This window comes from Kitasatospora griseola (assembly GCF_044999035.1).
Classification (GTDB): domain Bacteria; phylum Actinomycetota; class Actinomycetes; order Streptomycetales; family Streptomycetaceae; genus Kitasatospora; species Kitasatospora griseola.
In genome coordinates, this window is sequence record NZ_CP173360.1 from 7,077,829 (window position 1) to 7,090,591 (window position 12,763).

Annotated in this window: 16 protein-coding genes; 8 read left to right on the plus strand and 8 right to left on the minus strand. The window is 73.6% G+C overall.

All coding sequences use genetic code 11. From position 1 onward, the window contains the following. Window positions 1-111: 111 nt before the first annotated feature. Window positions 112-306 carry a hypothetical protein gene (locus tag ACI1MP_RS31875; RefSeq protein ID WP_014134294.1) on the minus strand — a complete coding sequence of 65 codons (195 nt, stop codon included), beginning with the start codon at window positions 304-306 and terminating at the stop codon, window positions 112-114. Window positions 307-501: 195 nt separating this feature from the next. Between ACI1MP_RS31875 and ACI1MP_RS31880 the strand changes: the two genes are divergently transcribed. The 5 genes from ACI1MP_RS31880 (at window position 502) to ACI1MP_RS31900 (ending at window position 4,579) form a co-directional block, all read left to right on the plus strand. Then, window positions 502-903, plus strand: coding sequence for an ankyrin repeat domain-containing protein (locus tag ACI1MP_RS31880; RefSeq protein ID WP_404870124.1), 402 nt, complete (start codon window positions 502-504; stop codon window positions 901-903). A gap of 21 nt (window positions 904-924) precedes the next feature. Further along, window positions 925-1,404 carry a GNAT family N-acetyltransferase gene (locus ACI1MP_RS31885; protein WP_363480382.1) on the plus strand — a complete coding sequence of 160 codons (480 nt, stop codon included), beginning with the start codon at window positions 925-927 and terminating at the stop codon, window positions 1,402-1,404. A gap of 237 nt (window positions 1,405-1,641) precedes the next feature. Then, window positions 1,642-3,087, plus strand: coding sequence for an endo-1,4-beta-xylanase (locus tag ACI1MP_RS31890; protein WP_404870125.1), 1,446 nt, complete (start codon window positions 1,642-1,644; stop codon window positions 3,085-3,087). 93 nt (window positions 3,088-3,180) lie between these two features. Continuing rightward, window positions 3,181-4,041: a DNA polymerase subunit beta gene (locus ACI1MP_RS31895; protein WP_404870126.1), complete on the plus strand. Its 861-nt coding sequence runs from the start codon at window positions 3,181-3,183 to the stop codon at window positions 4,039-4,041. After that, the gene (locus tag ACI1MP_RS31900; RefSeq protein WP_404870127.1) at window positions 4,034-4,579 is read left to right on the plus strand and encodes a GNAT family N-acetyltransferase; all 546 of its coding nucleotides are present in this window, start codon (window positions 4,034-4,036) and stop codon (window positions 4,577-4,579) included. Before ACI1MP_RS31895 ends, ACI1MP_RS31900 begins: the two co-directional genes overlap by 8 nt. Here the strand turns inward: ACI1MP_RS31900 and ACI1MP_RS31905 are convergent. From ACI1MP_RS31905 to ACI1MP_RS31915, 3 genes are all read right to left on the minus strand, one after another. Continuing rightward, window positions 4,576-5,226 carry a transcriptional regulator gene (locus ACI1MP_RS31905; RefSeq protein WP_404870128.1) on the minus strand — a complete coding sequence of 217 codons (651 nt, stop codon included), beginning with the start codon at window positions 5,224-5,226 and terminating at the stop codon, window positions 4,576-4,578. The two genes, ACI1MP_RS31900 and ACI1MP_RS31905, sit on opposite strands and share 4 nt — an antisense overlap. 116 nt (window positions 5,227-5,342) lie before the next feature. Then, on the minus strand, window positions 5,343-5,972 hold the full coding sequence (locus tag ACI1MP_RS31910) for a YbhB/YbcL family Raf kinase inhibitor-like protein (protein WP_404870129.1): 630 nt from the start codon (window positions 5,970-5,972) through the stop codon (window positions 5,343-5,345). A gap of 146 nt (window positions 5,973-6,118) precedes the next feature. After that, complete coding sequence (locus ACI1MP_RS31915; protein WP_380333582.1) at window positions 6,119-6,466, minus strand: ArsR/SmtB family transcription factor; 348 nt, start codon at window positions 6,464-6,466, stop codon at window positions 6,119-6,121. A gap of 226 nt (window positions 6,467-6,692) precedes the next feature. Between ACI1MP_RS31915 and ACI1MP_RS31920 the strand changes: the two genes are divergently transcribed. Next, window positions 6,693-8,198: an MFS transporter gene (locus ACI1MP_RS31920; RefSeq protein ID WP_404870130.1), complete on the plus strand. Its 1,506-nt coding sequence runs from the start codon at window positions 6,693-6,695 to the stop codon at window positions 8,196-8,198. A gap of 19 nt (window positions 8,199-8,217) precedes the next feature. Here ACI1MP_RS31920 and ACI1MP_RS31925 read toward each other — a convergent pair whose 3' ends face one another. Beyond that, complete coding sequence (locus ACI1MP_RS31925; protein ID WP_380333580.1) at window positions 8,218-8,712, minus strand: SRPBCC family protein; 495 nt, start codon at window positions 8,710-8,712, stop codon at window positions 8,218-8,220. Window positions 8,713-8,911: 199 nt separating this feature from the next. Here ACI1MP_RS31925 and ACI1MP_RS31930 point away from each other — a divergent pair, with 199 nt between their 5' ends. Together ACI1MP_RS31930 and ACI1MP_RS31935 are read left to right on the plus strand one after the other, a co-directional pair. Beyond that, window positions 8,912-9,778, plus strand: coding sequence for an alpha/beta fold hydrolase (locus tag ACI1MP_RS31930; RefSeq protein ID WP_404870131.1), 867 nt, complete (start codon window positions 8,912-8,914; stop codon window positions 9,776-9,778). A 27-nt stretch (window positions 9,779-9,805) separates the two neighbouring features. Continuing rightward, window positions 9,806-10,417, plus strand: coding sequence for a TetR/AcrR family transcriptional regulator (locus ACI1MP_RS31935; RefSeq protein ID WP_404870132.1), 612 nt, complete (start codon window positions 9,806-9,808; stop codon window positions 10,415-10,417). A 72-nt stretch (window positions 10,418-10,489) separates the two neighbouring features. Here the strand turns inward: ACI1MP_RS31935 and ACI1MP_RS31940 are convergent, their stop codons facing one another. The 3 genes from ACI1MP_RS31940 to ACI1MP_RS31950 form a co-directional block, all read right to left on the minus strand. After that, window positions 10,490-11,095, minus strand: a complete 606-nt coding sequence (locus ACI1MP_RS31940) for a vitamin K epoxide reductase family protein (RefSeq protein ID WP_404870133.1) — start codon at window positions 11,093-11,095, stop codon at window positions 10,490-10,492. 4 nt (window positions 11,096-11,099) lie between these two features. After that, window positions 11,100-11,894, minus strand: coding sequence for a DsbA family protein (locus ACI1MP_RS31945; protein WP_380333576.1), 795 nt, complete (start codon window positions 11,892-11,894; stop codon window positions 11,100-11,102). Window positions 11,895-12,088: 194 nt separating this feature from the next. Continuing rightward, window positions 12,089-12,727 carry a hypothetical protein gene (locus tag ACI1MP_RS31950; RefSeq protein WP_387998683.1) on the minus strand — a complete coding sequence of 213 codons (639 nt, stop codon included), beginning with the start codon at window positions 12,725-12,727 and terminating at the stop codon, window positions 12,089-12,091. Window positions 12,728-12,763 lie beyond the last annotated feature (36 nt).

Below are 12,763 nucleotides of genomic sequence, written 5' to 3' on the forward strand. Positions count from 1 at the left end.
GGCGGGATGGGGTGGTGGCGGTGGGTCGGGCGGGGGCGGGGTCGGCCCGGGTCGGCGAACGGCCCGGGGCGGTGGGACCTCCGCGCCCGGGCCGCCGGGAGCCGGGACGGTTCAGAACTTCAGGCCGCCGATCAGGCTGGCCAGGCTCGCGCCGCCCGCCTGGATGCTCGGGGCGATCGAGGAGCCCGCGACGTAGAAGCCGAACAGCGCGCACACCAGGGCATGCGAGATCTTCAGCCCGTCCCGGCGGAAGAACAGGAAGGCGATGACGCCGAACAGCACGATGCCGGAGATGGAGAGAATCACGGGACGCTCCTCACAAAGGGCGGGGACAGTGTGACAGAAAGTGCCTTTATGGTGACAAAAAGTAATAGATGATGGTGTGCGGCAAACGGGTGGATCTCACCGGGCCGCCCGCCGCGACCGCGCCCCGCCCGTCCGGAGATCGCCCGAACGGCCGTCCGGAACCACGCCCCGAGTGGCGTCCGCTACCGTTCGCGCATGACCGACCACACTCCGCCCGACCCCGAGGTCGTCGCCCTCGCCGGCCGCCTGTTCGACGCCGCCCGCACCGGCGACACCGCGCTGCTGGCCGCCCACCTCGACGCCGGCGTGCCCGCCGACCTCACCAACGACCGCGGCGACACCCTGCTGATGCTCGCCGCCTACCACGGCCACGCCGCCACCGTCACCGCACTGCTGGAACGCGGCGCCGAACCCGATCGGGCCAACGACCGCGCCCAGACCCCGCTGGCCGGCGCCGTCTTCAAGGGCGCCGCCGAGGTCGTCGACGCCCTGCTCGCCCACGGCGCCGACCCGCACGCCGGCACGCCCTCCGCGCTCGACGCCGCCCGACTGTTCGGCAAGAACGATCTGGTCGCCCGCCTCACGGCCGCCCGATAGCGGCCCGTACCCTTGACCGACATGGAGATCCGCACCACCGGCTTCGGACACCCCGACGCCCAGCAGCTCGCCGCCGACGTCCAGCAGGAGTACGTCCTGCGCTACGGCGACGGCGACCAGACCGCCATGCACACCGACCACTTCGACCCGCCCGCCGGGCTGTTCGTGATCGGCTACCAGGACGGCGAGCCGGTGGCCTGCGGCGGCTGGCGGGTCAAGGAGCGCGACGCGGACGGCCTGCGCGACGGCGACGCCGAACTCAAGCGGATGTACGTCGTCCCCGCCGCCCGAGGCAAGGGCTACGCCCGCACCCTGCTGCGCCACCTCGAAGCCGCCGCGATCGCCGCCGGCCGCACCCGGCTGGTGCTGGAGACCGGCACCCTGCAGCCGGAGGCCGTCGGCCTGTACACCTCCGAGGGCTACGCCGAGATCCGCAAGTTCGGCTTCTACAAGGACCACGAGCTCAGCATCTGCATGGGCAAGGAGCTCGGCGCGCTGTAACTTTCGCACCCGCCGGGCCGGTTGGAGCGGCCGTCGACCCGTGATCCGCGGGCGGCGGCCGCTCCGCCGTTCTCCCGGCCCGCCGCAGGTCGGGGCTCGGGCGGGGCTGACTTCCGTCGAACGTCCTTGTGTATCAAGCCCGTTGACGCTGCCGACCGGTGCAGCGGCGGTCCGTTGCCCGGGGAGCGCACCCGACCGTACGGTCCGTCCACCCACCCACCCCCGGAAGGACGAACCATGGCTGCACAGTTGCGCGCAGCACTCCGGCGCGGGCGCGCCCTCGCGGCGCTCGCCGTCGCCGCCGCCGGCGGACTGCTGGCCGCCGCCACCCTCGGCAGCGGCCCCGCCGGAGCCGCCGGCGGCACCCTGCACGACCTCGCCGAGGCCAAGGGCCGCTACTTCGGCACCGCCCTCACCCAGTCCAACCTGAGCAACTCCACGCTCACCGCCGTCGCCGGCGCCCAGTTCGACATGGTCACCCCCGGCAACGAGATGAAGTGGGACACCACCCAACCCTCCGCCACCACCTTCAACTTCGGCCCCGGCGACCAGATCGTCTCCTTCGCCAAGGCCCACAGCATGCGGGTGCGCGGCCACACCCTGGTCTGGCACAGCCAACTGCCGTCCTGGGTCGGCAGCCTGCCCGCCGCCCAGGTGCAGGCCGCGATGGAGAACCACGTCACCACCCAGGCCACCCACTACAAGGGCCAGGTCTACTCCTGGGACGTCGTCAACGAGCCCTTCAACGAGGACGGTTCGCTGCGCACCAGCGCCTTCTACAACGCCATGGGCAGCGGCTACATCGCGGACGCGCTGCGCACCGCGCGCGCCGCCGACCCGAGCGCCAAGCTCTACCTGAACGACTACAACATCGAAGGCGTCAACGCGAAGAGCGACGCCATGTACCAGCTGGTCTCCTCGCTCAAGTCGCAGGGCGTGCCGATCGACGGCGTCGGTCTGGAGAGCCACTTCATCGTCGGCCAGATCCCGAGCACCATGAAGGCCAACATCCAGCGCTTCGCCGCGCTCGGCCTGGACGTCGCCGTCACCGAACTCGACGACCGGATGCAGGTGCCCGCCAGTGCCGCGAACCTGGCCCAGCAGGCCACCGACTACGCCACGGTGATCGCCAACTGCCTGGCCGTCAGCGGCTGCGTGGGCATCTCCCAGTGGGGCGTCGGCGACGCCGACTCGTGGATCCCCGGCGCGTTCGGCGGCTACGGCGCCGCCACCATGTACGACGACAACTACCAGCCGAAGGCCTCCTACCGCTCGGCCGTCACCGCGCTCGGCGGCACCGCGGGCTCGCCCTCGCCGTCCTCGTCGCCGTCGTCCTCCTCCTCGCCGTCCACGCCGCCGACCGGCTCCGGGTGCCGGGTGAGCACCCAGATCAACGCCTGGGCCACCGGCCTGACCGAGAACGTCACCGTCACCAACACCGGCGGCAGCGCCGTCAACGGCTGGTCGGTCAAGTTCACGCTGCCCGGCGGACAGACCGTCACCAGCGCGTGGAACGCCGCCGTCAGCCCTGCCGGCGGGCAGGTCACCGCCACCGACCTGGCCTACAACGCGGCCATCCCGGCGGGCGGGTCCACCGGCTTCGGGTTCAACGCAAACCACACCGGCAACGCGGCCGCCGCCACCGGCTTCTCGCTCAACGGAGTGGCCTGCACGGTCGGTTGATCCCGCGTCGGGCCCCAGTCGGCCGCGCCGCCGCCCGTCCGAACCGAAAAACCTCCTCGCGAGGGCGGGGGCGGTGCGGCATCCTGACGGGCGATGAACGAGAACACCGGAAACAGCGAAGCGATCGAGGACGAGATCGGGCGGCTCGCCGCGCGGCTCGCCGGGATCGACGGCATCGTCGGCGTCTGCCTCGGCGGCAGCCGGGCCCGCGGGGCGCACGTCGACGGCTCCGACTACGACCTCGGCCTGTACTACCGGGCCGGCGAACTCGACACCGCCGCGCTGCGCGCCCTCGCCGCCGAACTCTGCGGCCACCCCGTCGAGGTGACCGAACCCGGCGGCTGGGGGCCGTGGGTGGACGGCGGCGCCTGGCTCGATCTCGGCCCGGCCCGCGTCGACTGGATCTACCGGGACATCGCCCGGGTCCGCCACTACGCCGCCGAGGCCCGGGCCGGCCGCTACCTCGCCGGCCAGCAGGCCGGGCACCCGTACGGGGTGCCGTCCTACGCGTACGTCGGCGAGCTGGCGCTGGGGCGGGTGCTCGCCGACCCGGACGGCGCGCTGGCCTCGCTCCGGGCCGAAGTGCGGGAATTCCCGGTCGAGTTGACGAAGCGCCTGGAGGCGGACGCCGCGTGGGAGGCGCCGTTCGCGCTGGCGGTCGCCCGCAAGGGCGCGCGGCGCGGCGACGCCGGCCACGTGCAGGGCTGCCTGTTCCGGGCGGTCGGGCTGCTGGTGCACGCGCTGCACGCCCGGGCCGGGCGGTGGCTGGTCAACGAGCAGGGCGCGATCGCATCGGCCGGTCAACTGGCCTGTGCGCCAACGGACTTCGAGCGTCGGGCGCAGGCCCTGTTCGCCCCCGGCGCTGTCGACCCGGCCGCGCTCGGCGCGGTGCTGGACGCGGCGGAGGCACTGGCGGCCGAGGTGCTGGCCGGGGCGGAGGTCCGACATGGCTGAGTTCGTCGAACTGGCCACCCCCCGACTGCTGTTGCGCCAGTGGAAGGACAGCGATCTGGACCGCTGGGCGGAGCTGAACGCCGACCCCGAGGTGCGCCGTCACTTCGGCAGCCTGCTGACCCGCGCCGAATCGGCCGGCTCCCTGGCGGCCTTCCGGGCGGAGCTCGCCGACCGCGGCTGGGGCTGGTGGGCCGTCCAACTCCGCGACGGAGGACGGTTCCTGGGTTTCGCCGGGCTCGACCCCGTGGACGAGGAGGCGCCCGTCGAGGGCGTCGAGGCCGGCTGGCGCCTGCACCGCGACGCCTGGGGCCACGGCTACGCCACCGAGGCCGCGCGGGCCGTACTCGGCTACGGCTTCCAGGAGTTGGCGCTGCCGGAGATCCTGGCCCTGATCGCGGCGGGGAACACCCCGTCGTGCGCCGTGGCGGAACGCCTCGGCATGACGCACGACCCGTCGGCGGACTTCGACGACCTGACCCTGCCGCCGGGCCCGCACCGCCGGACGGTGGTGTACCGGCTGAGGTCGAGTGGGAGTTAGAGCACCGCCGCCCAGAAGGACGCCTCGTACGCCTGCATCAGGTGGGCGGCGTGCCGGGCGTCCTCGGCGGACTCGCCTTCGTCGAGGGCGTGTTGGAGGAGTCCGAGGGCGGTGGGCTCGAAGTCCGGGGGCAGGGTGGCGAAGAAGCGGAAGAAGGCGGTCGCCTCGGCGGAGAGCCCGTAGCGGCGGGGGAGGGCGGCGGCGAGACGGCCGCAGTAGCCGCCCCAGAAGCCGAAGTTGGCGAGCAGGGCGAGGACGGTCTCGGCGATCGTGCCGAACTGCGCCAGCCAGGCGAGGTGGTGCGGGTAGGTCTGGGCGGCCGCGCGGGGGCGGTAGGCGGCCAGCTCGGCGGGGGAGAGGCCGACGGCGGCGGCGAACGGCGGCAGCAGGTCGAGCGCCTGGCCCTCGCCCTGCGAGAGCCCGAGGAAGAACGGGGCGGCGGTCGGGCCGGAGTCCGCGAAGCGGGCGGCGAGCAGGGCGAACGAGCGGCGGTCGCTGCGGATGATCCGGTCCTCCTCCCCGGCGATCCGCTGCAGCGCCCCGACCGGTGCGGTGCCCGCCTCCACCTGCTCGACCAGGCGGTTGTGCGCGGCGGCCGGGGTCAACTCGGCGACGGTGCGTTCGTACAGTTCGCGTGCGCTGGTCAACGGGGTACCTCCGGCGCGCGAGCGGCAGGGCCGCTGCTGACGGCTGCGGGCACCGCCATGCTAGAGGCGGGTGCCCGCAGCCGCCGGAGTGCCACACCGGCGGTGCTTCAGCAGTGTCAGGCAGGCACCCGGACGAAGGTGCCGACGATGCTGGTCGCCCCGAGGACGTACGGCTCGATGGCGGCCGTGACCTGCTCGTACGTCAGGCCCGCGGACGGGAGGGTGGGCGTGGAGAGCGCGTAGAGCGTGAACACGTAGTGGTGCGGCTGACCGGTCGCGGGCGGGCACGGACCGCCCCAGCCGACCACCGGCCTGCCGTAGACGTCGAAGCTGTTGGCGCCCTGGGTGAACTGGAGGGCGCCGTGGCCGTCGATCCGGTGGGTCGAGCCCGGGATGTCGTACAGCACCCAGTGGTGCCAGCCGCCGGCCAGCGGGGCGTCCGGGTCGTTCACCAGCAGCGCGTAACCGGTCGTGCCGGCCGGGGCGTTGCGCCAGTTCAGCTGGGGCGCGAGGTTCTTGCCGTGGCACGACGCGCCCTCGGAGCCCGGCCCGCCGAACTCCGTCCAGGCCGGCAGCCTGCCGCCGTCGCGGAAGTCCGGACTGGTCAGAGTGAACGGCGTGAGACGGTCCTTCGAGGCGGCGTCCGCGGTGCTCGCGGGCGCGGCGGCGGTGAGCGTGCAGCTGACGGCCAGCGCGGCGGCGGCGACGGCCGCCGTCCGGAGCGCGGGCAGGCGAGAGATGATCAACTTGACCCCCGTGTCGTTGATGTGACGCCCCGTCGGGAAAGACCGGGCGGCGGCCGTCAGCTAAGCCGCCGAACGGCGGAGGGTCAAGAGTTTGCACACCGATTTCCGGTGTCCCGCGTGCCCGGGGTGGCCGACCGCGGCGGTGCTCAGGCGCCGGCGTCGTCCGCCGGATCCTTCCGGGGCGGCGGGTTCTGGCCGATCAGGTCGAGCAGCCCCGGGAAGCGTGCCTCCAGGTCCTCCCGGCGCAGGTGCGCCTTGCGGCTGTTGCCCCGGTTGATCTGCTGGACCAGCCCGGATTCGCGCAGGACGCGGAAGTGGTGGCTGAGCGTGGACTTCGAGACCCCGAGCTCGAAGGACAGGCAGGTCCGCTCGGTGCCCTCCGGCAGCTCCGCGAACTCCTGGACGACCCGGTACCGCAACGGGTCCGACAGGGCGTTCAGGACCGCCGCGAGCTCCATCTCGTCCCGGCTCGGGTGACCTTCCGCGTCGACCATCTCTCCGTCTTTCCCGTCGCTCGCCCGCCGCAATCGCGGGTCAGGTTCGACTTGCATGATACCTCTGCTTCCTGTCAGTCTCAGGTTCGACAAAAACCGAACCTGAGGTTCGGAGTCCTCGGAGTCCTCCGGAACGGGAGCCCCCTCAACCATGGCTGCACAGACCGAAGTTCCCCTCGTCGGGGTAGGCGCCGGGCCTCAGGGGCCGGGGCGCCGACGGCAGACGTTGATCCTGGTCGCCGTCCTGCTGGCCGTCCTCGTCGTCCCCATGTCCATCTCCGGCACCGGCGTCGCGCTGCCGTACATCGGCTCCGACCTCGACGCCGGCCTGGTGCCCCTCCAGTGGGTCGTCAACGCCTTCAACGTGGCGTTCGCCTGCTTCACCCTCGCCTGGGGATCCGTCGCCGACATCATCGGCCGCGTCCGCGCCTTCGCCCTCGGCGCCACGATCTACGCGGCCGCCTCGCTGGTCAGCGTGTTCGCCGGCAACGTGATCCTGCTGGACGCCGCCCGCGCCCTGGCCGGCATCGGCGGCGCCGCGATCTTCGCCTGCGGCGCCGCGCTGCTGTCCACCGTCTTCGAAGGTCCCGCCCGCGGCCGGGCGTTCGCGCTCTTCGGCACCGTCGCCGGCGTCGGCGTCTCCTTCGGCCCGTCGTTGTCCGGCGTGCTGATCGAGAGCGCCGGCTGGCGCTGGGTGTTCGCCGTGCACGCGATCGTGCCGGCTCTGGTGCTGCTCGCCGTCCCGACCATGCGCCGCGCCGTTCGGGAGACCCGCGCCGAAGGCGCGGGCATCGACGTCCGCGGCTCCGCCCTGTTCGTTCTCGCCATGCTGCTGCTCACCACCGGCATCGCCCAGGGCTCGCAGTGGGGCTGGGCGAGCCCGGGCGTGCTCGGGCTGTTCGCCGGCACGATCGCGGTCCTCGCGATCTTCGCCGCGGTGGAGAAGCGCACGGAGCACCCGATGCTCGACCTGGGCATCGTCACCGACCGCCGGTTCATGGCGCTCTGCCTGGTGCCGGTGGCCGGCTCCTTCGGCTTCGTCACCATGCTGACCTATCTGCCCGGCTACCTCACCGCCGCCGGCGGCTGGTCCAGCGGCGCGGCCGGGGCGACCATGCTGATGCTGACGGCCCCGATGCTGGTCCTCCCGCTGGTGACCGCCAAGCTCGTCGCCAGGGGCGTCCCCGCGATGCGCATCATCCGCCTGAGCGTGGTCCTCCTGGTGGTCGGCGCCGTCGGCCTCCAGCTCTTCCGGCCCGGGATCAACCTCGGGCTGGTCGCCCTGCCGATGCTGATCACCGGCGCCGGCTTCGCCCTCGCGGCCGGCCTGGTCGACGGCCAGGCCCTGGCGCTCGTCGCCCCGGAACGGGCCGGCATGGCCGCCGGTCTCCTCAACACCCTGCGCCTCGGCAGCGAGGCCGTCGCCGTGGCCGTCTACGGCTCGCTGCTCGCGACCGTCATCAGCGGCAGGACCCGGGACGGCATCGCCGACTTCGCCGACGCCGGCGACCCGACCACCGTCGCCGGCACCGTGGCGAGCGGCAACATCTCCGGCCCGGTCGGACACGTCGCCGAGGCGCGGCGCGGCAGCTTCACCGACCTCCTGGTCCACGCCTACGACGGCGCCTTCCACACCGTCCTGTGGGTGCTCGGCGGCATCTGCCTGGCGCTGCTCGTGCTCATCGTGGCCCTGCTGAGGGGCCGCAGGACCGAGCAGGCAGCGGCCGACTGACCCCGGTGCCCGACCTGCCCTACGCGGGGTGCGCCGCCTCGACGGCGTCGCGGAGGCGGGCGAGGGTGGCGCGCATGCCGGCGCTGTTGAGGGCGGCGCGGTCGGTGGGGCGGGTGCCGGTGAAGACCCGGCCGAGGAGTTCGGTCAGGCGGGAGCCGCGTCCGGTGCGCAGGTCCTCCCAGTACTCGGTGACGCGGACGGCGTCGGGCCCCTCCGGTTCGACCAGGTAGCCCCAGGTGGCCACCGGCAGGCCGAACGTGGACACCCGGAAGGCGAATTCCTGCGCGGCCCGGGCGGTGGTGACCCGGCAGTCGGTGAACCACAGGAACAGGCCCTTGCGGTTGAAGCCCAGGAAGCGGGTGCCTTCGGCGACCGGACCGCCGCCGAGCCGCCGGATCGCGATGCACTCGGGGCTCCAGCGGGCCAGGTTCTGCAGGTCGCCGAGGGCGGCGTACACCGCTTCGGCGGACGCGTGCACCGTGACGCTCTCCCGGAGGGTCCATTGACGGGTCACGCGGGCCTCCGCGGTTGGAAGTGACTGGCGAGCAGGGCTGGGCGTCCCGGACTGTAATCGCTCGCTGAAGCGCCTCGCAAGGGGCCAAAACCGGCTCCCGGAACGGCACTTGACGGCCCGTGCGGGGTGTCGCTAGCGTGCGGACGAGACGACCCGTTCCGACCTGCGGCGCGGGTGGCGACGGACGGCGGAGGAATCGATGGCGGCGGAGCCGATCGCGGAGCCGGAGAAGCTGCGGATACCGGTGCCCGGCGCCGAGCCGCTGGCCGCGACGGTGACGGCGCCGGTCGGCCCGCCGTCGGCGGTGCTGGTGCTGTGGCCCGCGCTCGGGGTGCCGGCCGGCTACTACGGGCCGTTCTGCGCCGAGTTGGCCGCCCGCGGGGTGGCCGTCGTCGCGGTCGACCTGCGCGGCCAGGGCGAGAGCGGTCCGCCCGCCGCCCGCCGTTCGACGCACGGCTACCACTCGCTGGCGTCCCGGGACTTCCCGGCGGCGACGGCGGCCGCCCGGGGCCGGTTCGGCCGCGACGTGCCGCTGTTCCTGCTCGGCCACAGCATCGGCGGGCAGAGCGCGGTGCTGGCCGCCGCGCGCGAGCCCAAGGCGGTGGACGGCCTGGTGCTGGTCGCGTCCGGCTCGGTGGACTTCCGGGGATTCACCGGCGCCGCCCGCTGGCGGGTGCTGGCCAACACCCAACTCGTCGCCCTGGTCGCCGCCCTGTGGGGCTACTGGCCCGGCGACCGACTGGGCTTCGGCGGCCGCCAGCCGGCCCGACTGATGCGCGACTGGGCCCGCCTCGGCCGCACCGGCCGCTACGCGCCCACCGGCGCCGACCTCGACTACGAGCAGGCCCTCGCCGCGCTCACCCTCCCGGTGCTCGCCGTCTCCCTCCCCGACGACCACCTCGCCCCCGCCACCGCGGTCGACCGGCTGGTCGCCAAGCTCCCCGCCGCGGACGTGGATCGCCGGCACCACGTCCCCGCCGAGGGCGAAGCCGCCGACCACGTCCGCTGGGCCCGCTCCGGCGGCGGCATCGCCGAACTGATCACCGGCTGGCTGGCCGGTCGCTGAGCAGAGACACCACGGAGGCGACACACCATGGGGGAGAAGCGCAACCTGCTCCCGCTGTCCGACGAACAGGGCGCTCCCGTCCGGGACCTGGCGGCCCGCGAGCGGATCCTCGCGACCACGCTGCGGGTCCTGTCCCGGGTCGGCTACCCGAAGGCGACGGTCGGCGGCATCGCGCAGGAGGCCGGCGTCGGCAAGGCCACCGTCTACCGCTCCTGGCCGCACAAGGCCGCCCTCACCCTGGACGCCGTCCGCACCCGGCTGCCCGACATCCCGGTGGACGACCTCGGCGACAGCCCGCGCGAGATCCTCGCCGTGGCCCGGGCGCTGGCCGGCCTCTACGGCGCCCCGCAGGTCCGGGCGATCCTCCCCGCCCTGATCGCGGACGCCGCCACCGACCCCGAACTCGCCCACCGCCTGCGCACCGAACTGATCGAACCCCGCCGCGAACGCTCCGCCACCGTCCTGCGCCGCGCCGTCACCCGAGGCGCCCTCCCCGCCGACACCGACGTCCTCACCCTCCTCGACATGTGGGCCGGCCTGATGCTCTTCCGCGGCCTGCTCCTCGCCGGCGACCTCGACGACCACGCCGTCCGCGCCCTGGTCGCGGCCGCCCTGGCCGCCCCGCCGCGAATCCCCTGACGCCCCGACCCCTCGAAACGCCGAACGGGCCTCCCCCGGGAGGGGGAGGCCCGTTCGAGCCCTGACGACCGGTCAGATCAGCGTCGACCAGTAGTACCAGAAGCGGGTCAGGATCATCAGGGCTATCGCCAGGTAGACGGCGAGCGGGACGAGCCACTGGTGGCGGAGGGCGGCCAGGCGGCGGAGGGCGGGTGGGGCGGGGAGGACGCCGGTGCGGATGTTGTGGACGGTGGTGGACCAGAAGAGGGTGATGACCACGGCCCAGACCACCATGCAGTAAGGGCAGAGGGCGCCGATCTCGTAGAGGGCCTCGTGGATCAGCCAGGCGACGAAGCCGAGGCCGGCGAGGGCGCCGCCCTGGAGGGAGAGCCAGAACCAGCGCCGGTGGGAGGCGCCTGCGAGGAGGCCCGCGCCGATGGCGGCGAGGGCTCCGAACGCGGCCAGGCCGATGACCGGGTTGGGGAACCCGAAGACTTCGGCCTGCTCGGTGCGCATGACCGATCCGCAGCTGATGATCGGGTTGATGTTGCAGTTCGGCTGGTAGGCCGGGTTCTCGATCAGCCGGATCTTGTCCAGGGTGAGCTGGGCGGACGCGGCCAGGCCGATCAGTCCGCTCAGCAGGATCAGCCACGAGAAGCGGCGACTCGCCCCCACCGGGGCGTTCCGGGCCGTGGTCATCGGGTCACCCGCCGATGCTCTGCTTGACCAGCGCGCCGAACTGGTCGCCGGAGAGCGCCTTGCCGTCCTTGCCGATCACGTCCAGCGTCCTGCCGTCGAGCTTGACGGTCGGGGTGCCGGAGACGCCGCTCTTGTTGAAGGCGCTCGCGACCTTGGCGGCCCAGCCCTTGTAGGTGCCCTCGGTGACGGCCTTGGTGAACGCCTCGGTCTTCAGGCCGGGGACCTGGCCGGCGAGGTCCAGGATGTGGTTGACGTCGCCGAACGCGTCCTCGCGCTCGGACGGCTGGTTCGCGTACAGCACGTCGTGGAAGGCCTTGAACTTGTCGACGCCCTCGTTCAGCGCGGCGCCCGCCGCGGCCAGCGCGGTGCGCGAGCCCTTGCCGCCGAGGTTGTTGTCGAGGAACGCGGCCAGGTGGTACTCGATCTTGTACTGGCCCTGGTCGGCGAGTTCCTTCACGGTCGGGCCGGCCGAAGTCTCGAAGGACTCGCAGACCGGGCAGCGGAAGTCCTCGTAGACGGCCAGGGTGTGCGGGGCGTCGGCCTTGCCGTACACGACCACGGTGCTGTCGGGGCCGGAGGCGTTGGCCGGGACGGCGACCGTGCCGCTGCCGGAGTCGGAGTCCTTGGACGCGTTCACCGCGAGGGTGGTGCCGCCGGCGATCACGGCGACGGCCGCGACCACCGAGACGCCGATGGTGAGGGTGCGGCGGCGCTTGGCGCGCAGCGCCTCCGCCTGCTGAGCCTGCTTCAGGCGCTCGCGGGCGGTGACGGTCTTGGCGGACTTGTGGGTGCTGGGCATGGTGATCCGTCTCCTCTGCGCCCCGGGGCGGCGCGACGCGGCCCGGCTCCGGCAGGTGGTCCCACCTGGTCAGGTGGTTCCATCCGGACGGGAGCAGGGGCGGGCGGCCCGGCGGGGTGCGGGGTCGAAAAGAAAGGGGGCAGGGTGCGATGCCCGGAGACGGCCGTGTACGCGTCGTGCGAGGTGACGGGCCGTCAGCAGGCGAAGGCCGGCTGCGGCGGTCCGCGACGCGGGGCGGGGGAGTGGACGGCGTCCTGCGGACGCCGCGGGGCGGGCTCGGCGCCGGCCCGGGGCAGCAGCGCCGCCGGGCAGGCCGGGCGGGCGGCCAGCAGCAGCGAGCGCCAGCAGTGCGGCAGCAGCCGGGCCATGGTGCGCAGTGCCTCGCCGACCCCGTCGAGGGCGGCGTCGGCGAGCCGGAGCCAGGCCGCGGCGGCCAGCGCGACCGCCAGGTGCACGCCCAGCACCAGCAGGCGCAGCGTGCCCGCCGAGTTGTGCGTCCACTGCGCGAAGAGTTCGGAGCCGCTGACTTGGTCGCCGCCGCAGACCAGCAGGTCCACGCCGTGGACGGGCCGGGAACAGGCGTCCTGGCCGAGGTTGAAGGCGGTGTTCAGCAGCAGTTCCACCGGCACCAGCACCGCGGACAGCAGCAGGAAGCGGCGGCGTGCGCCGTCCAGCAGGACCGCGAGCAGGAAGACCGCGACGCAGGCCACGGCGACCAGGGTGAGCGGCAGGGCACGGCCGGTGATCACCACCTGGCCGAACGCGGCCAGCGGCACGGCGAGCGCGGTGAACACCGCGCCCCGCAGGGCTCTGGTCGCGTGAATGCCGGTCATGGCTCCGGAGTATGCCACGCCGAAGGTCCCCCGCAC